We start from the raw sequence: 18,608 nt of genomic DNA, 5'->3' as shown, positions 1-18,608 counted from the left end.
ATCGGGCCGGGCCGGGCTATATCCAGTCGTCCGGCTCCGGCTCGTCGGCCGGCTCGGGCCAGTCGGCGTCCGGAACGTCGTCGGCCGCGTCCGGCGCGGCCCCGTCCAGGGAGGCCAGCACCTGGAGCACGCCCTCTCCGTACGTCGCCAGCTTCTTCTCGCCGACGCCGCTCACCGTGCCCAGTTCCCGCACCGAACCGGGCCGCCGGGCCACGATCTCCCGCAGGGTGGCGTCGTGGAAGATGACGTACGCCGGGACGCCCTGTTCCCGGGCCTGCTCGGCGCGCCAGGCACGAAGTGCCTCGAAGGCGGGGAGCAGCTCACCGGGCAGCTCGGCCGCGGCCTCCTTGGCCTTGCCCGCGCCACCGGAGGCGCCGGCGGACCGGGACCGGGAGGCGGCCGGCTTCTTCGGCTCCTTGCGCAGCGGCACCTCCTGCTCCCTGCGCAGCACCGAGCCGCTCGTCCCGGTGAGCGCCAGCGTGCCGTACTCCCCTTCGACCGCGAGGAGGCCCTGGGCCAGCAGCTGTCGGATGACGCCCCGCCACTCGCCCTCGGTGAGGTCCTGGCCGATACCGAAGACGGACAGCTGGTCGTGGTCGAACTGGATCACCTTGCCGGTGCGCTTGCCGAGCAGGATGTCGACGATCTGCAGCGCGCCGAACTTCTGCCCGCGCTCCCGCTGCAGCCGCACCACGGTGGACAGCACCTTCTGCGCGGCGATCGTGCCGTCCCAGGTCTCCGGCGGGGTGAGGCAGGTGTCGCAGTTGCCGCAGCCCGTGGCGTCCGGGTCCTGGCCGAAGTAGGCGAGCAGCTGCCCTCGCCGGCACTGGGCGGTCTCGCACAGCGCGAGCATGGAGTCGAGGTGGGCGGCGGCCCGGCGGCGGAACGCCTCGTCGCCGTCACCGGACTGGATCAGTTTGCGCTGCTGTATGACGTCGTTCAGGCCGTATGTCATCCAGGCCGTGGACGGCAGACCGTCGCGGCCGGCGCGGCCGGTCTCCTGGTAGTAGCCCTCGATCGACTTGGGCAGGTCCAGGTGGGCGACGAAGCGTACGTCCGGCTTGTCGATGCCCATGCCGAAGGCGATGGTCGCCACGACGACCAGGCCGTCTTCGCGCAGGAAGCGGGACTGGTGGGTGGCGCGCGTGCCCGCGTCCAGGCCCGCGTGGTACGGCACCGCCTGGATGCCGTTGGCGGTCAGGAACTCCGCCGTGCGCTCGACCGAGTTACGCGAGAGGCAGTACACGATGCCGGCGTCGCCGGTGTGCTCCTCCCGCAGGAAGCTGAGCAGCTGCTTGCGGGGGTCGGCCTTGGGCACGATCCGGTACTGGATGTTGGGCCGGTCGAAGCTGGCGACGAAGTGGCGGGCCGTCGGCAGGTTCAGCCGCTGGGTGATCTCCTCATGGGTGGCGCGGGTGGCCGTGGCGGTGAGAGCGATCCGCGGGACGTCCGGCCAGCGCTCGCCGAGCAGGGACAGGGCGAGATAGTCGGGGCGGAAGTCGTGCCCCCACTGGGACACGCAGTGTGCCTCGTCGATCGCGAAGACGGAGATCTTGCCGCGGGAGAGCAGGTCGAGCGTGGCGTCCAGGCGCAGTCGCTCCGGAGCGAGGTAGAGCAGGTCCAGCTCACCGGCCTGGAACTCGGCCTCGACCATGCGCCGCTCGTCGAAGTCCTGCGTGGAGTTGATGAAGCCGGCGCGGACGCCGAGCGCGCGCAGGGCGTCCACCTGGTCCTGCATGAGGGCGATCAGCGGTGAGATCACCACGCCGGTGCCGGGCCGGACCAGGGCCGGGATCTGGTAGCACAGCGACTTGCCGCCGCCGGTCGGCATGAGGACGAGAGCGTCGCCGCCCGCCACCACATGCTCGATGATCGACTGCTGCTCGCCCCGGAAGGCCCCGTATCCGAAGACCCGGTGCAGCGTGGCCAGCGCCTCGCTGTCGGCCGCGCCCGGCCCCTCGGTCACTTGTGGCATCTCGCTGATCCCGCCTGTCACGCCCATCGTCCTGACCCCCGCCGGTCCCCCGTGTGTCGTTTCCCGACCGCTGCCTCCACCATAGGGGCCCGGACCGACAGCTTCGGAGTTATCCACAGGCCGCCCGGAGAACCGCACGTCAAGGACACGATTGTCGTTCACACGTTCGCGGGAGACGGGAGGCCTGCCCGTTTCCGGCCGATAGTCTGAATGCACCGGCGAGACTCCGTCCCATGGGAGCACTGAGTCCCATGGGAGCACTGATGAGCGTCGCACCGAAGGCGTCCACGCCCAGCTGGCCGACCCGCCGGAAGGCGGCTGGACCGCCGACGACCTGGACCGCCTCCCGAATCTTCCTCCGCACACGGAATGGATCGACGGGAGCTTGGTCTTCGTGAGTCCGCAGACGATGTTTCATGTGCGCGCTGTGAGATTCTTCGAATGGCAGCTTCAGTCGCTGGCGCCGGAGGAATTCGAGGCCGTCCGCGAGTTCACCATCGACATCGATCGCCAGAACCGGCCGGAGCCGGACGTGGTCGTCGTCCGGGCGGACGTGGTGGAGGACCCGTACCAGACCCGTTTCCCGGCGGAGTCCGTGATCCTCGCCATCGAGGTCGTCTCCGAGGACTCGGTCTCCCATGACCGCGAGACCAAGCCGCTGAAGTACGCCCGTGCCAAGATTCCGCACTACTGGCGGGTCGGGAACGAGAACGGCCGGGCCGCGGTGCACGTCTTCGAACTGGAACCGACGACCGGCAGCTACACCGGCACCGGCATCTTCGTGAGCGCATGAAGCTGGACGTGCCGTTCCCGTCGGATCTCGATCTCACGCAGATCAAGGCGCGCCGCGACAGGAACTGGTGAGCGCCGGAGTCATGCCGCTGCCCGGCACCCTGGTGAACGCGGGTGCCGGGCAGCGGCATGAACGGGACGAACGTCAGCGCACGAAGACTCCCGCCTGGCTCGCGAGGTCCAGGAAGTACTGCGGCGCCACACCGAGGACCAGCGTCACCGCCACGCCCATGCCGATCGCCAGCATGGTCATCGGGGACGGTACGGCGACGGTCGGGCCATCCGGCTTGGGCTCGCTGAAGAACATCAGCACGATCACGCGGATGTAGAAGAACGCGGCGATGGCCGAGGAGATCACACCGATCACGACCAGCGGCACCGCGCCGCCGTCCGCCGCCGCCTTGAACACGGCGAACTTCCCGGCGAACCCGGAGGTCAGCGGGATACCGGCGAACGCCAGCAGGAACACCGCGAACACGGCCGCCACCAGCGGCGAGCGGCGTCCGAGGCCGGCCCACTTGGACAGGTGGGTGGCCTCGCCGCCCGCGTCTCGTACCAGCGTGACCACCGCGAACGCGCCGATCGTCACGAAGGAATAGCCCGCGAGGTAGAAGAGGACCGACGACACGCCGTCCTTCGAGGTGGCGATGACACCCGCGAGGATGAATCCCGCGTGCGCGATGGACGAGTACGCCAGCAGCCGCTTGATGTCGGTCTGCGTGATGGCGACGATCGCTCCGCCCAGCATGGTGATGATCGCCACCGCCCACATGACCGGCCGCCAGTCCCAGCGCAGCCCGGGCAGGACGACGTACAGCAGACGCAGCAGCGCGCCGAACGCGGCCACCTTCGTCGCGGCCGCCATGAAGCCGGTGACCGGGGTGGGCGCGCCCTGGTAGACGTCGGGTGTCCACATGTGGAAGGGGACCGCGCCCACCTTGAACAGCAGGCCCATGGCGAGCATGGCGCCGCCGATCAGCAGGAGCGCGTCGTTGCCCATGGTGTTGGCCAGGGCCGGGTCGACATTGGTGACGGTGCCGTCGACGACCTCGGCGATGCGCGCGTACGACACCGAGCCCGCGTAGCCGTACAGCAGGGCGATGCCGAACAGGGTGAACGCCGACGCGAACGCGCCCAGCAGGAAGTACTTGACCGCGGCTTCCTGTGACATGAGCCGCTTGCGGCGGGCCAGTGCGCACAGCAGGTACAGCGGCAGGGAGAGGACCTCCAGGGCCACGAACAGCGTCAGCAGGTCGTTGGCCGCGGGGAAGATCAGCATGCCGCCGATCGCGAAGAGGAGGAGCGGGAAGACCTCGGTGGTGGTGAAACCGGCCTTCACCGCGGCCTGCTCGCTGTCGCTGCCGGGTACGGAGGCGGCCTGCGCGGCGAAGGAGTCGACGCGGTTGCCGTGCGCCGCCGGGTCCAGGCGCCGTTCGGCGAAGGTGAACAGGCCGACGAGGCCGGCCAGCAGGATGGTGCCCTGCAGGAAGAGGGCCGGGCCGTCGACCGCGATCGCGCCCATGGCCGCGATGTGCGCCTTGGTGGTGCCGAATCCGTCGGCCGCGAGTGCGACGACCGCGGCGAACGCGGCGCACAGGGCTACGGCGGACAGGAACACCTGCGCGTAGTAGCGGGACCTGCGCGGAACGAAGGCCTCGATGAGGACCCCGATCAGCGCCGCACCGACGACGATCAGCGTCGGCGACAATTGTCCGTATTCGATCTTCGGCGCGTCGATCTTCGAGATCGGTTCGGCCGCGGTTGTCCACAGGCTGTGGACGGCTGCTGCGCTCACTTGGCCGCCTCCACCTCGGGCTTGGGGTCGGTCTTGTGTACGTCGGACATGGTCTGTCTGACCGCCGGGTTGACGATGTCCGTGACGGGCTTCGGATAGACGCCCAGGAAGATCAGCAGCACGATCAGCGGCGCGACGACGACCAGTTCGCGCACGCGGAGGTCGGGCATCGCGGAGACCTCGGGTTTCACCGGGCCCGTCATCGTCCGCTGGTACAGGACGAGGACGTACAGCGCGGCCAGGACGATGCCGAAGGTGGCGATGACGCCGATCACCGGGTAGCGCGTGAACGTGCCGACCAGCACCAGGAACTCGCTCACGAACGGCGCGAGTCCGGGCAGGGAGAGGGTGGCAAGGCCGCCGATCAGGAAGGTGCCGGCGAGCACCGGGGCGACCTTCTGCACACCGCCGTAGTCGGCGATGAGCCGGGACCCGCGCCGGGAGATGAGGAAGCCCGCGACCAGCATCAGGGCGGCCGTGGAGATGCCGTGGTTGACCATGTAGAGCGTGGCGCCGGACTGGCCCTGGCTGGTCATGGCGAAGATGCCCATGACGATGAAGCCGAAGTGCGAGATCGACGCGTACGCCACCAGGCGCTTGATGTCCCGCTGGCCGACGGCGAGCAGCGCGCCGTAGACGATGCTGATGAGCGCCAGTACGAGGATGACGGGGGTCGCCCACTTGCTCGCCTCCGGGAACAGCTGGAGGCAGAAGCGGAGCATCGCGAACGTGCCCACCTTGTCGACGACCGCGGTGATGAGGACGGCGACCGGCGCGGTGGACTCCTGCATGGCGTTGGGCAGCCAGGTGTGCAGCGGCCACAGCGGCGCCTTCACCGCGAAGGCGAAGAAGAAGCCGAGGAACAGCCAGCGTTCGGTGCTGGTCGCCATGTGCAGCGAGCCGCTCGCGCGGGCCTCGGCGATCTGCTGGAGGCTGAAGTTTCCGGCCACCACGTAGAGGCCGATCACCGCGGCCAGCATGAGCAGGCCGCCGACCAGGTTGTAGAGGAGGAACTTCACCGCGGCGTACGACCGCTGCGTGGCCGCCGTCTCCTCGCCGTGCTCGTGGGCACGGTCCCCGAAGCCGCCGATGAGGAAGTACATCGGGATGAGCATGGCTTCGAAGAAGATGTAGAAGAGGAAGACGTCGGTGGCCTCGAAGGAGATGATCACCATCGCCTCGACGGCCAGGATCAGCGCGAAGAAGCCCTGGGTGGGCCGCCAGCGGCGGTTGCCGGTCTCCAGCGGGTCGGCGTCGTGCCAGCCCGCCAGGATGATGAACGGGATCAGTACGGCGGTGAGTGCGATCAGCGCGACCGCGATGCCGTCGACGCCCAGTTCGTACCTGACCCCGAAGTCCTTGATCCAGGAGTGGGATTCGGTGAGCTGGTAGCGGGTGCCGTCCGGGTCGAAGCGGACGAGGACGGTGACCGCCAGGGCGAGCGTGGCGAGCGAGACGAGCAGTGCCAGCCACTTGGCGGCGGTGCGCCGTGCGGCCGGAACGGCGGCCGTGGCGACGGCCCCGAGGGCCGGGAGCGCCGCCGTCGCTGTGAGCAGGGGAAAGGACATCGGTATCAGACCGCCCTCATCAGCAGGGTCGCGGCGACGAGGAGTGCCGCACCGCCGAACATCGAGACCGCGTAGGAGCGGGCGAAGCCGTTCTGGAGCCGGCGCAGTCGACCGGAGAGGCCGCCGAAGCCGGCTGCCGTGCCGTTGACGACGCCGTCGACCAGGGTGTGGTCGACGTAGACCAGGGAGCGCGTCAGGTGCTCGCCGCCGCGCACCAGGACCACGTGGTTGAAGTCGTCCTGGAGCAGGTCGCGGCGGGCGGCGCGGGTGAGCAGCGAGCCGCGCGGGGCGACGGCCGGTACGGGCTTGCGGCCGTACTGGGCCCAGGCGATGGCGACGCCGATGACGAGGCAGACCATGGTGGCGCCGGTGACCGCGGCCGCGCTGAGCGGGGAGTCGCCCTCGCTGTGGCCGGTGACCGGCTCCAGCCAGTGCAGGAAGCGGTCGCCGATGCTGAAGAAGGCACCGCCGAAGACGGAACCGACGGCCAGCACGATCATGGGGATCGTCATGACCTTCGGGGACTCGTGCGGGTGCGGCTCGGCGTGCTCGCCGTGGGTCTCGGCGGCGGGCTCGGCGCTCGGCGCCCCGGGGGAGCGAGTGGGCTGGTTCCGCCAACGCTCCTCTCCGAAGAACGTCATCAGCATCACGCGCGTCATGTAGAAGGCGGTGATGGCTGCGCCCAGCAGGGCCGCGCCGCCGAGGATCCAGCCCTCGGTGCCGCCCTTGGCGAACGCCGCCTCGATGATCTTGTCCTTGGAGAAGAAGCCGGACAGGCCCGGGAAGCCGATGATGGCGAGGTAGCCGAGGCCGAACGTGATGAACGTGACCGGCATGTACTTGCGCAGGCCGCCGTAGCGGCGCATGTCGACCTCGTCGTTCATGCCGTGCATCACGGAACCGGCGCCGAGGAACAGCCCGGCCTTGAAGAAGCCGTGTGTCACCAGGTGCATGATCGCGAAGACGTAGCCGATGGGGCCGAGGCCCGCCGCGAGGACCATGTAGCCGATCTGCGACATGGTCGAGCCGGCCAGCGCCTTCTTGATGTCGTCCTTGGCGCAACCGACGATCGCACCGAACAGGAGCGTGACGGCGCCGACGACCGTGACGGCCAGCTGGGCGTCGGGGGCGGCGTTGAAGACGGCGCCGGAGCGGACGATCAGGTAGACGCCCGCGGTCACCATTGTCGCGGCGTGGATCAGGGCCGAGACCGGGGTCGGGCCCTCCATGGCGTCCCCGAGCCAGGACTGCAGCGGCACCTGGGCGGACTTGCCGCAGGCGGCGAGCAGCAGCATCAGACCGATCGCGGTGAGCTTGCCCTCGGAGGCGTCACCGGTGTGGCTGAGGACGGGGCCGAAGGCGAAGCTGCCGAAGGTGGTGAACATCAGCATGATCGCGATCGACAGGCCCATGTCGCCGACGCGGTTGACCAGGAAGGCCTTCTTCGCGGCCGTGGCGGCGCTGGGCTTGTGCTGCCAGAAGCCGATCAGCAGGTACGAGGCGAGGCCGACGCCCTCCCAGCCGACGTACAGCAGCAGGTAGTTGTCGGCGAGGACGAGCAGCAGCATCGCCGCGAGGAACAGGTTCAGGTAGCCGAAGAAGCGGCGGCGCCGCTCGTCGTGCTCCATGTACCCGACCGAGTACAGGTGGATGAGCGAGCCGACGCCCGTGATCAGCAGGACGAACGTCATCGACAGCTGGTCCAGGCGGAAGGTGACGTCCGCCTGGAAGCCGCCGACCGGGATCCACGTCCACAGGTGCTGGGTCAGCGTGCGGTGTTCTGCTCCCTTGCCGAGGAGGTCGGCGAAGAGGATCAGACCGAACACGAAGGAGGCGGTCGACAGGAGCGTGCCGATCCAGTGGCCGACGCGGTCCAGGCGCCGGCCGCCGACCAGGAGGACGGCCGCTCCGAGCAGGGGCGCCGCGATGAGCGGCGCGATCAGGTTCTCCACGATTCTTCCGACCCCTTACAGCTTCATCAGGCTGGCGTCGTCGACCGAGGCCGAGTGGCGGGTACGGAACAGCGACACGATGATCGCGAGGCCCACCACGACCTCCGCGGCGGCGACGACCATCGTGAAGAAGGCGATGATCTGCCCGTCGAGGTTGCCGTGCATCCGGGAGAAGGTGACGAACGCGAGGTTGCAGGCGTTCAGCATCAGCTCGACGCACATGAAGAGCACGATGGCGTTGCGCCGGATGAGGACGCCGGTCGCGCCGATCGTGAACAGCAGGGCGGCGAGGTAGAGGTAGTTGACCGGGTTCACTTCGACGCCTCCTCGGGCCGCTTGAACGTCTCCGGCTGGATGGCCGTGCGCTCCAGGCGTTCCTCCGCGCGCTGTTCCAGCGCGCGCAGGTCGTTGAGCGCCTCGGTGGACACGTCGCGGATCTGGCCGCGTTCGCGCAGCGTCTTGTTGACGGTCAGCTCGGACGGGGTGCCGTCGGGCAGCAGGCCCGCGATGTCGACGGCGTTGTGCCGGGCGTAGACACCGGGGGCGGGCAGCGGCGGGAGGTGCTTGCCCTCGCGGACGCGCTGTTCGGACAGCTCGCGCTGGGTCTTGGCGCGCTCGGTGCGCTCGCGGTGGGTGAGCACCATGGCGCCGACGGCGGCCGTGATGAGCAGGGCGCCGGTGATTTCGAAGGCGAAGACGTACTTGGTGAAGATGAGGGACGCGAGGCCCTCGACGTTGCCGTTCGCGTTCGCCTGGCCGGTGCCGTTGAACTCCTTCAGGGAGGCGTTGCCGATGCCAGCGAACAGCAGGACACCGAAGCCGACGCCACACAGAAGGGCCAGCCAGCGCTGGCCCTTGATGGTCTCCTTCAGGGAGTCCGCGGCCGTGACGCCGACGAGCATCACCACGAACAGGAACAGCATCATGATCGCGCCGGTGTAGACGACGACCTGCACGATCCCGAGGAAGTAGGCGCCGTTGGCGAGGTAGAAGATCGCCAGGACGATCATGGTGCCGGCGAGGCAGAGCGCGCTGTGCACGGCCTTCTTCATGAAGACGGTGCACAGGGCGCCGATCACGGCGATCGTGCCGAGGACCCAGAACTGGAAGGCCTCACCGGTGGAGGTGGTGTAGGCGGCGAGGTGAGTCGCGTTCATCGGCCGATCACCTTCTCCGAGGCCGGTTCGTCCTCGCCGAAGGTGGAGGCGGCCTCCTGGGGGACCTCGCCCTTGGAGACGGCGGCCTGCTGGACCGTGCCGGGTGCGGCCTGCGTCACCAGGCCCCGGTAGTAGTCCTGTTCGTCCGTCCCGGGGAAGATCGCGTGCGGTGTGTCGACCATGCCCTCTTCGAGGCCGGCGAGCAGCTGCTCCTTGGTGTAGATGAGGTTGGCGCGGCTGGAGTCGGCCAGCTCGAACTCGTTCGTCATCGTCAGCGCGCGCGTGGGGCACGCTTCGATGCACAGCCCGCACAGGATGCAGCGGGCGTAGTTGATCTGGTAGACGCGGCCGTACCGCTCGCCCGGCGAGTAGCGCTCCTCGTCGGTGTTGTCGGCGCCCTCCACGTAGATGGCGTCGGCGGGACAGGCCCAGGCGCACAGCTCGCAGCCGACGCACTTCTCCAGGCCGTCCGGATGGCGGTTGAGCTGGTGCCGTCCGTGGAACCGCGGAGCCGTGGTCTTCTTCTGCTCCGGGTACTGCTCGGTCAGCCGCTTCTTGAACATGGCCTTGAAGGTCACGCCGAAGCCGGCGACGGGGTTCTGGAAGCCGGGCTTGGTCTGCCCGGACTCCTGAGGCTCCTCAGCCATCGGACGCCTCCTTTCCATCCGTGGATCCGTCACTGACAGTGTCCGACCCGCCACTGACAATCAGCTCCCGCTCGCGGCGCGGGCGGCGTCGCGGCACCGACGGCAGTTCCTGGCCCGGAAGCGGCGGTACGGGGAAACCGCCCGCCATCGGGTCGAAGGCCTGCTGCTGGGAGGGCGGCTGCTCGCCCGTCCTCGCCTTCTCGCGGAACATGTCGGCGACGAAGGAGATCAGCAGCAGGGCGAGGACACCGCCGCCGACGTAGAGGGCGATGTCGGCGAAGTCGTAGTTCTCGTTGCGCAGGGCGCGGACGGTCGCGACCAGCATCAGCCAGGTCACGGAGACCGGGATGAGGACCTTCCAGCCGAGTTTCATCAGCTGGTCGTAGCGGACGCGTGGGAGCGTGCCGCGCAGCCAGATGAAGAAGAACAGCAGCAGCTGGACCTTGATGACGAACCAGAGCAGGGGCCACCAGCCGTGGTTGGCGCCCTCCCAGAAGCTGCTGATCGGCCAGGGGGCGCGCCAGCCGCCCAGGAAGAGGGTGGTCGAGACGGCCGAGACGGTGACCATGTTGACGTACTCGGCGAGCATGAACATCGCGAACTTGATCGACGAGTACTCGGTGTTGAAGCCGCCGACCAGGTCGCCCTCGGACTCCGGCATGTCGAAGGGGGCGCGGTTGGTCTCGCCGACCATCGTGACGATGTAGAGGATGAAGGAGACCGGCAGCAGCAGGATGTACCAGCGGTCGTGCTGCTGCTCGACGATCGTGGACGTCGACATCGACCCCGAGTAGAGGAACACGGAGGCGAACGCGGCGCCCATGGCGATCTCGTACGAGATCATCTGCGCGCAGGAGCGCAGGCCGCCGAGGAGGGGGTAGGTGGATCCGGAACTCCAGCCCGCCAGCACGATGCCGTAGATGCCGACGGAGGCGACCGCGAGGATGTAGAGCATCGCGATCGGCAGGTCGGTGAGCTGCATCGTGGTGCGGTGGCCGAAGATCGAGATCTCGTTGCCGGCGGGCCCGAACGGGATCACCGCGATCGCCATGAAGGCCGGGATGGCCGCGACGATCGGCGCGAGGACGTAGACCACCTTGTCCGCGCGCTTGACGATGATGTCTTCCTTGAGCATCAGTTTCACGCCGTCGGCGAGCGACTGGAGCATGCCCCAGGGGCCGTGCCGGTTGGGGCCGATCCGCAGCTGCATCCAGGCGACGACCTTGCGCTCCCAGACGATGGAGAACAGCACGGTCACCATCAGGAAGGCGAAGCAGAACACCGCCTTGACGACGACCAGCCACCAGGGGTCACGGCCGAACATCGAGAGGTCTTCAGCGGCGAGGTACGTGCTCATGCCTCCACCTCCTTGGGGGCCTCTTCGGCGACTGCCGCCGGGCCGATACGGACGAGGGAGCCGGGCCGTGCCCCGGTGTCGGAGGCGACGCCGGCGCCGGTGGAGTTCAGCGGGAGCCAGACCACCCGGTCGGGCATCTCGGTGATCTGCAGGGGCAGTTCGACCGTCCCGGCGGAGCCGGTGACGGCCAGGGTGCCGCCGTCCTCGACGCCCGCCTCGGCGGCCGTCGCGGCGGACACGCGCGCGCGTGCGGCGTGCCGGGTCCCGGCGAGCGCCTCGTCGCCCTCCTGGAGGAGGCCCTGGTCGAGCAGGAGCCGGTGTCCGGCGAGTACGGCCTCGCCGGTGGCCGGGCGGGCCAGCACGCCCGCGGACTCCATGGGTCCGGTGGCGTGGGGGCCGTTCCAGGGGCCGAGGCGGTCGATCTCCGCGCGTGTGGTGCGCAGGTCCGGCAGGCCCAGGTGGACGTCCATGGCGTCGGCGAGCATCTGCAGCACGCGGGTGTCGGCCGGCGCGAGCCGGCGGGTCATCTGGTCGGGCTTGAGCGCGGCCTCGAAGAAGCGGACGCGGCCTTCCCAGTTGAGGAAGGTGCCCGCCTTCTCGGCGACCGCGGCGACCGGCAGGACGACGTCGGCGCGTTCGGTGACCTCGCTGGGCCGCAGCTCCAGCGACACCAGGAAGCCGACGTTCTCGAGTGCCTCACGCGCGCGTGCCGGGTCGGGCAGGTCGGCGACCTCCACACCGGCGACCACGAGCGCGGCGAGTTCGCCGGCGGCGGCGGCCTCGATGATCTGGTGGGTGTCACGGCCGTAGCGCAGGGGCAGTTCGGCGAGCCCCCAGGCGGCGGCCACCTCCTCCCGCGCGCGCGGGTCGGTCGCCGGGCGGCCGCCGGGCAGCAGCGAGGGCAGCGCGCCCGCCTCGACGGCGCCGCGCTCACCGGCCCGGCGGGGGATCCACACCAGCTCGGCGCCGGTGGCGGTGGCGGCGCGCAGGGCGGCGGTGAGGCCGCCTGCCACGGCGGCCAGCCTCTCCCCCACGACGATGACCGCACCCTCGGCGCGCAGGGCCTCGGCGGCTCGTGCGCCGGGCCCCTCCAGGCCGGAGCCGCTCGCGAGGGCGTCCAGCCACTCGGTCTCGGTGCCCGGGGCGGCCGGCAGCAGGGTGCCGCCGGTCTTCTCCAGGCCGCGGGTGGTGTGCGTGGCGAGCGCGAACACCTGCTGCTTGTGCTTGCGCCAGGCCTTGCGCAGCCGCAGGAAGACGCCGGGGGCCTCCTCCTCCGACTCGAAGCCGGCCAGCAGGACGGCGGGTGCCTTCTCCAGGGAGGTGTACGTGACGCCCGTACCGTCGAGGTCACGGCCGTGGCCGGCCACCCGGGCCGCCAGGAAGTCGGTTTCCTCGCCGCTGTGCACGCGCGCGCGGAAGTCGATGTCGTTGGTGTCGAGTGCCACGCGTGCGAACTTGCTGTACGCGTAGGCGTCCTCGACGGTCAGCCGGCCGCCGGTGAGGACGCCGGCCCGGGAGCGGGCGGCGGTCAGGCCGCGCGCGGCCGCGTCCAGGGCTTCCGGCCATGAGGCCGGCTCCAGGACGCCGTCGGCGTTGCGCACCAGGGGTGTCTCCAGGCGGTTCCTGGTCTGCGCGTACCGGAACGCGAAGCGTCCCTTGTCGCAGATCCACTCCTCGTTGACCTCGGGGTCGTTCGCGGCGAGCCGCCGCATGACCTTGCCGCGCCGGTGGTCGGTGCGGGTGGCGCAGCCGCCGGAGCAGTGCTCGCAGACCGACGGCGAGGAGACGAGGTCGAAGGGGCGGGAGCGGAAGCGGTAGGCGGCCGAGGTGAGCGCGCCGACCGGGCAGATCTGGATGGTGTTGCCGGAGAAGTACGACTCGAACGGGTCGCCCTCGCCGGTGCCGACCTGCTGGAGTGCGCCCCGCTCGACCAGTTCGATCATCGGGTCGCCGGCCACCTGGTTCGAGAACCGGGTGCAGCGGGCGCACAGCACGCACCGCTCGCGGTCGAGCAGCACCTGTGTGGAGATCGCCACGGGCTTCTCGTAGGTCCGCTTCTTCCCTTCGAACCGGGACTCGGCGTTGCCGTGCGACATCGCCTGGTTCTGCAGCGGGCACTCGCCGCCCTTGTCGCAGACCGGGCAGTCCAGCGGGTGGTTGATGAGCAGCAGCTCCATCACGCCGTGCTGGGCCTTCTCGGCGGCCGGGGAGGTGAGATGGGTCTTCACGACCATGCCGTCCGTGCACGTGATCGTGCAGGACGCCATCGGCTTGCGCTGGCCCTCGACCTCGACGATGCACTGCCGGCAGGCGCCGGCGGGGTCGAGGAGGGGGTGGTCGCAGAACCGCGGGATCTCGATGCCGAGCTGTTCGGCGGCCCGGATGACCAGGGTGCCCTTGGGCACGCTGATCTCGGCGCCGTCGATGGTCAGCGTGACGAGGTCTTCCGGCGGGACCGCCGCCTCTCCCCCTCCGGAGGGAGCACTGGTGGTCACGGTCATGCGTTCACCTCCGGGCGGTCCGCCCAGGCCGTCGACTTGGCCGGGTCGAAGGGGCAGCCCCGGCCCGTGATGTGCTGCTCGTACTCCTCGCGGAAGTACTTCAGCGAGGAGAAGATCGGGGATGCGGCGCCGTCGCCGAGGGCGCAGAACGACTTGCCGTTGATGTTGTCGGCGATGTCGTTCAGCTTGTCGAGGTCGGACATCACGCCCTTGCCGGCCTCGATGTCCCGCAGCAGCTGCACCAGCCAGTACGTTCCTTCGCGGCAGGGTGTGCACTTGCCGCAGGACTCGTGGGCGTAGAACTCGGTCCAGCGGGTGACGGCCCGCACCACGCAGGTCGTCTCGTCGAAGCACTGCAGGGCCTTGGTGCCGAGCATGGAGCCGGCGGCGCCGACGCCCTCGTAGTCGAGGGGGACGTCGAGGTGCTCGTCGGTGAACATCGGCGTGGAGGAGCCGCCCGGCGTCCAGAACTTCAGGCGGTGGCCCGGCCGCATGCCGCCGCTCATGTCGAGGAGCTGGCGCAGGGTGATCCCGAGCGGGGCCTCGTACTGGCCGGGGCTCGCGACGTGGCCGCTGAGCGAGTAGAGCGTGAAGCCCGGGGACTTCTCGCTGCCCATCGACCTGAACCAGTCCTTGCCGTTTTTCAGGATGGCGGGAACTGACGCGATCGACTCGACGTTATTCACCACAGTCGGACAGGCGTAGAGGCCTTCCACCGCAGGGAAGGGGGGACGGAGCCGCGGTTGCCCACGGCGGCCTTCGAGCGAGTCGAGCAGTGCGGTCTCCTCACCGCAGATGTACGCGCCCGCACCCGCGTGCACGGTGAGCTGGAGGTCGAGTCCGCTGCCCAGGATGTTCTCGCCGAGGTAACCCGCCGCGTAGGCCTCGCGCACGGCCTCGTGCAACCGCCGCAGAACAGGGACGACTTCACCACGCAGATAGATGAAGGCATGCGACGACCTGATGGCGTAACACGCGATGATCATGCCCTCGATGAGGCTGTGCGGGTTCGCGAAGAGGAGCGGGATGTCCTTGCAGGTGCCCGGCTCCGACTCGTCGGCGTTGACAACTAGATAGTGCGGTTTTCCATCACCCTGCGGAATGAACTGCCACTTCATTCCGGTCGGGAATCCCGCGCCGCCCCGGCCTCGCAGCCCGGACTCCTTGACGTACGCGATGAGGTCGTCCGGTGACATGGCGAGCGCCTTGCGGAGCCCCTCGTACCCTTCGTGCCTCCGGTAGACGTCCAGAGTCCAGGACCGGTCCTCGTCCCAGAAGGCCGACAGCACGGGTGCGAGCAGCTTCTCCGGGCTCGTGTCCTTGACCTCGGGTACCACGGTCATCACTCCCCCTCCTCGGCGGTAGGCCCTGCCGGGTGGGCCGGGTCGGAGGCCGATGTGTCCTGCGGCGCGTCATGGGAACTGAGGTGCTCGGCCGGCGAGGGCTCGTGCACCCTGTCCTGCGGTTCCTCATGCGGACCTCCGCGCGGATGGACCACGCGCGCGGGTGCGGCCTCTCCCCTTGCCAGGCGAAGGCCCACCAGCGACGCGGGTCCCGCACCGCCGCTCTCCTCGACGGCCCCGGGCCGCTCGTCGGGGAAGCCGGCCAGGATCCGGGCGGTCTCCTTGAAGGTGCAGAGCCGGGCGCCGCGCGTGGGCTCGACGGGCTGTCCCGCGCGCAGGTCGTCGACCAGGCGCTTGGCGCTCGCCGGGGTCTGGTTGTCGAAGAACTCCCAGTTGACCATCACGACGGGCGCGTAGTCGCAGGCCGCGTTGCACTCGATGTGTTCCAGGGTGACCTTGCCGTCGTCGGTGGTCTCGCCGTTGCCGACGCCCAGGTGTTCCTGGAGTGACTCGAAGATCGCGTCGCCGCCCATCACCGCGCACAGCGTGTTGGTGCAGACGCCGACCTGGTAGTCGCCGGAGGGCTTGCGCCGGTACATGGTGTAGAAGGTGGCGACAGCGGTGACCTCGGCCGTGGTCAGGTCCAGCATGTCCGCGCAGAACCGCATTCCGGCGCGCGTGACATGGCCCTCCTCCGACTGCACGAGGTGGAGCAGCGGCAGCAGGGCGGAGCGGGAGTCGGGGTAGCGCGCGATCACCTCGCGCGCGTCGGCCTCCAGCCGGGCCCGGACGTCGTCCGGGTAGGCGGGCGCGGGCAATTGCGGCATGCCCAGGCTGACGCCCCGCTCGGAAGAAGAGGTGGTCACCGGTCGACGCCTCCCATCACGGGGTCGATGGACGCGACGGCGACGATGACGTCGGCGACCTGGCCGCCCTCGCACATCGCCGCCATGGCTTGCAGGTTGGTGAAGGACGGGTCGCGGAAGTGGACCCGGTAGGGGCGGGTGCCGCCGTCGGAGACGGCGTGCACACCGAGTTCGCCCTTGGGCGACTCGACGGCCGCGTACGCCTGTCCCGGCGGCACGCGGAAGCCCTCGGTGACCAGCTTGAAGTGGTGGATCAGGGCCTCCATGGAGGTGCCCATGATCTTCTTGATGTGGTCGAGGGAGTTGCCGAGTCCGTCCGGTCCCAGGGCGAGCTGGGCGGGCCAGGCGATCTTCTTGTCGGCGACCATGACCGGGCCGGGCTGGAGCCGGTCCAGGCACTGCTCGACGATCCTGAGCGACTGGCGCATCTCCTCCAGGCGGACGAGGAAGCGGCCGTAGGAGTCGCAGGTGTCGGCGGTCGGGACGTCGAAGTCGTACGTCTCGTAGTCGCAGTACGGCTGTGTCTTGCGCAGGTCGTGCGGCAGGCCGGCGGAGCGCAGGATCGGGCCGGTGGCGCCGAGGGCCATGCAGCCCGCCAGGTCGAGGTAGCCGACGTCCTGCATGCGGGCCTTGAAGATGGGGTTCCCGGTGGCGAGCTTGTCGTACTCCGGGAGGTTCTTCTTCATCTTCTTCACGAACTCGCGGATCTGGTCCACCGCGCCGGGCGGCAGGTCCTGGGCGAGTCCGCCGGGGCGGATGTACGCGTGGTTCATCCGCAGGCCCGTGATGAGCTCGTAGAGGTCGAGAATCATTTCACGATCGCGGAATCCGTAGATCATGATCGTGGTGGCGCCCAGCTCCATGCCGCCGGTGGCGATGCACACCAGGTGCGAGGACATCCGGTTCAGCTCCATCAGGAGCACTCGGATGATCTTGGCGCGCTCGGTGATCTGGTCCTCGATGCCGAGGAGCTTCTCGACGGCGAGACAGTAGGCGGTCTCGTTGAAGAAGGACGTCAGGTAGTCCATGCGCGTCACGAAGGTGGTGCCCTGCGTCCACGTGCGGTACTCGAGGTTCTTCTCGATGCCGGTGTGGAGGTAGCCGATGCCGCAGCGGGCCTCGGTGACCGTCTCGCCCTCGATCTCCAGGATGAGGCGGAGCACTCCGTGGGTGGACGGGTGCTGGGGACCCATGTTGACGACGATGCGTTCGTCGTCGGCGCGGGCCGCGGACTGGACGACCTCGTCCCAGTCGCCACCGGTGACCGTATATACGGTGCCCTCGGTGGTCTCGCGTGCGGAGGCGGCCGACGCGGCGGATGCTGACTGCGTGCTCACGAGTACGACCTCCGCTGGTCCGGAGCCGGGATCTGGGCGCCCTTGTACTCGACGGCGATGCCGCCGAGGGGGTAGTCCTTGCGCTGCGGGTGGCCCTGCCAGTCGTCCGGCATCATGATCCGCGTCAGGGCCGGGTGACCGTCGAAGACGATCCCGAAGAAGTCGTAGGTCTCGCGCTCGTGCCAGTCGTTGGTCGGGTAGACGGAGACCAGGGACGGGACGCGGGGGTCGCTGTCGGGGGCGCTGACTTCGAGGCGGATCAGCCGGTTGTGGGTGATCGAGCGCAGGTGGTAGACCGCGTGCAGCTCGCGTCCCTTGTCGTTCGGGTAGTGGACGCCGCTGACGCCGGTGCACAGTTCGAAGCGCAGGGCCGGGTCGTCGCGCAGGGTGCGGGCGACGCGGAGCAGGTGCTCGCGTTCGATGTGGAAGGTCAGCTCGCCGCGGTCGACGACCGTCTGCTCGATGGCGTTCTCGGGGAGGAGTCCCTGTTCCTCCAGGGCGCCTTCCAGTTCGTCGGCGACCTCGTCGAACCAGCCGCCGTAGGGGCGGGCCGCCGGTCCCGGGAGCCGGATCGAGCGGACCAGGCCGCCGTAGCCGGAGGTGTCGCCTCCGTTGTTGGCGCCGAACATGCCGCGCTGGACGCGGATCTCCTCGCCGCCCTGGCCGCGCTGACCGGGGAGGTTGGAGGCGGAGAGGTCCTTCTCGGGGTTCACCCCGTTCGCGGACCCGTTCGCGCCGTTGGTGCCGTTCGCGTCGCTCACCGCAGCAGCCCCTTCATCTCGATCGTGGGCAGGGCCTTGAGCGCCGCCTCCTCCGCCTCGCGGGCCGCTTCCTCGGCGTTCACGCCGAGCTTGGAGGACTGGATCTTCTGGTGGAGCTTGAGGATCGCGTCCATGAGCATCTCGGGCCGGGGCGGACAGCCGGGGAGATAGATGTCGACCGGGACGATGTGGTCGACGCCCTGGACGATCGCGTAGTTGTTGAACATGCCGCCGGAGGAGGCGCAGACGCCCATGGAGATCACCCACTTGGGGCTGGGCATCTGGTCGTAGACCTGCCTCAGGACCGGCGCCATCTTCTGGCTGACCCGGCCTGCGACGATCATCAGGTCCGCCTGGCGCGGCGAGCCGCGGAAGACCTCCATGCCGAAGCGGGCCAGGTCGTATCGGCCGGCGCCGGTGGTCATCATCTCGATGGCGCAGCAGGCGAGGCCGAAGGTCGCCGGGAAGACGGATGCCTTGCGCACCCAGCCCGCGGCCTGCTCGACGGTGGTGAGCAGGAAGCCACTCGGCAGCTTTTCTTCGAGTCCCATGTCGTT

14 protein-coding genes and 1 pseudogene are annotated in these 18,608 nt (G+C 69.4%); 1 reads left to right on the top strand and 14 read right to left on the bottom strand.

Annotation, left to right across the window (positions count from 1 at the left end):
• Window positions 1–16: 16 nt before the first annotated feature.
• Window positions 17–2,002 (bottom strand): DNA helicase RecQ, encoded by a 1,986-nt coding sequence (gene recQ / locus FHS34_RS13090; RefSeq protein ID WP_184964594.1) that lies wholly within the window; start codon window positions 2,000–2,002, stop codon window positions 17–19.
• Between the two features lie 236 nt (window positions 2,003–2,238).
• On the opposite strand from recQ, the pseudogene FHS34_RS13085 reads away from it, so the two are divergent.
• Window positions 2,239–2,839, top strand: a pseudogene (locus tag FHS34_RS13085) (Uma2 family endonuclease).
• A gap of 73 nt (window positions 2,840–2,912) precedes the next feature.
• Here the strand turns inward: FHS34_RS13085 and nuoN are convergent.
• From nuoN to FHS34_RS13020, 13 genes are read right to left on the bottom strand one after another with little or no spacing between them, the layout of a single operon-like run.
• A complete protein-coding gene (gene nuoN, locus FHS34_RS13080) occupies window positions 2,913–4,562 on the bottom strand; it encodes an NADH-quinone oxidoreductase subunit NuoN (RefSeq protein ID WP_184964592.1) in 1,650 nt (549 codons plus the stop codon).
• The gene (locus tag FHS34_RS13075; protein WP_184964590.1) at window positions 4,559–6,130 is read right to left on the bottom strand and encodes an NADH-quinone oxidoreductase subunit M; all 1,572 of its coding nucleotides are present in this window, start codon (window positions 6,128–6,130) and stop codon (window positions 4,559–4,561) included. The genes nuoN and FHS34_RS13075 overlap by 4 nt, the downstream gene beginning before the upstream one ends.
• Before the next feature lie 5 nt (window positions 6,131–6,135).
• Window positions 6,136–8,082, bottom strand: coding sequence for an NADH-quinone oxidoreductase subunit L (nuoL, locus tag FHS34_RS13070; RefSeq protein ID WP_184964588.1), 1,947 nt, complete (start codon window positions 8,080–8,082; stop codon window positions 6,136–6,138).
• Between the two features lie 15 nt (window positions 8,083–8,097).
• Window positions 8,098–8,397: an NADH-quinone oxidoreductase subunit NuoK gene (gene nuoK, locus FHS34_RS13065; protein WP_184964586.1), complete on the bottom strand. Its 300-nt coding sequence runs from the start codon at window positions 8,395–8,397 to the stop codon at window positions 8,098–8,100.
• Window positions 8,394–9,239, bottom strand: a complete 846-nt coding sequence (locus FHS34_RS13060; protein ID WP_184964584.1) for an NADH-quinone oxidoreductase subunit J — start codon at window positions 9,237–9,239, stop codon at window positions 8,394–8,396. The genes nuoK and FHS34_RS13060 overlap by 4 nt, the downstream gene beginning before the upstream one ends.
• Window positions 9,236–9,886: an NADH-quinone oxidoreductase subunit NuoI gene (gene nuoI / locus FHS34_RS13055; protein ID WP_184964582.1), complete on the bottom strand. Its 651-nt coding sequence runs from the start codon at window positions 9,884–9,886 to the stop codon at window positions 9,236–9,238. The genes FHS34_RS13060 and nuoI overlap by 4 nt, the downstream gene beginning before the upstream one ends.
• Window positions 9,879–11,243 carry an NADH-quinone oxidoreductase subunit NuoH gene (gene nuoH, locus FHS34_RS13050; RefSeq protein WP_184964580.1) on the bottom strand — a complete coding sequence of 455 codons (1,365 nt, stop codon included), beginning with the start codon at window positions 11,241–11,243 and terminating at the stop codon, window positions 9,879–9,881. Before nuoH ends, nuoI begins: the two co-directional genes overlap by 8 nt.
• Window positions 11,240–13,744, bottom strand: a complete 2,505-nt coding sequence (locus FHS34_RS13045) for an NADH-quinone oxidoreductase subunit G (RefSeq protein WP_184964578.1) — start codon at window positions 13,742–13,744, stop codon at window positions 11,240–11,242. Before FHS34_RS13045 ends, nuoH begins: the two co-directional genes overlap by 4 nt.
• The gene (gene nuoF, locus FHS34_RS13040; protein WP_221508876.1) at window positions 13,741–15,087 is read right to left on the bottom strand and encodes an NADH-quinone oxidoreductase subunit NuoF; all 1,347 of its coding nucleotides are present in this window, start codon (window positions 15,085–15,087) and stop codon (window positions 13,741–13,743) included. Before nuoF ends, FHS34_RS13045 begins: the two co-directional genes overlap by 4 nt.
• Entirely contained in the window at window positions 15,087–15,953 is an 867-nt protein-coding gene (gene nuoE / locus FHS34_RS13035) for an NADH-quinone oxidoreductase subunit NuoE (RefSeq protein WP_184964574.1), read from the bottom strand. The genes nuoF and nuoE overlap by 1 nt, the downstream gene beginning before the upstream one ends.
• Window positions 15,950–17,290: an NADH-quinone oxidoreductase subunit D gene (locus tag FHS34_RS13030; protein ID WP_184964572.1), complete on the bottom strand. Its 1,341-nt coding sequence runs from the start codon at window positions 17,288–17,290 to the stop codon at window positions 15,950–15,952. The genes nuoE and FHS34_RS13030 overlap by 4 nt, the downstream gene beginning before the upstream one ends.
• Complete coding sequence (locus FHS34_RS13025) at window positions 17,287–18,051, bottom strand: NADH-quinone oxidoreductase subunit C (RefSeq protein ID WP_184964569.1); 765 nt, start codon at window positions 18,049–18,051, stop codon at window positions 17,287–17,289. Before FHS34_RS13025 ends, FHS34_RS13030 begins: the two co-directional genes overlap by 4 nt.
• Window positions 18,048–18,602, bottom strand: a complete 555-nt coding sequence (locus FHS34_RS13020) for a NuoB/complex I 20 kDa subunit family protein (protein ID WP_030742960.1) — start codon at window positions 18,600–18,602, stop codon at window positions 18,048–18,050. Before FHS34_RS13020 ends, FHS34_RS13025 begins: the two co-directional genes overlap by 4 nt.
• Window positions 18,603–18,608: the final 6 nt, after the last annotated feature.

It is taken from the genome of Streptomyces echinatus, assembly GCF_014203595.1.
Classification (GTDB): domain Bacteria; phylum Actinomycetota; class Actinomycetes; order Streptomycetales; family Streptomycetaceae; genus Streptomyces; species Streptomyces echinatus.
This window is presented reverse-complemented; position numbering and strand designations above follow the sequence as displayed.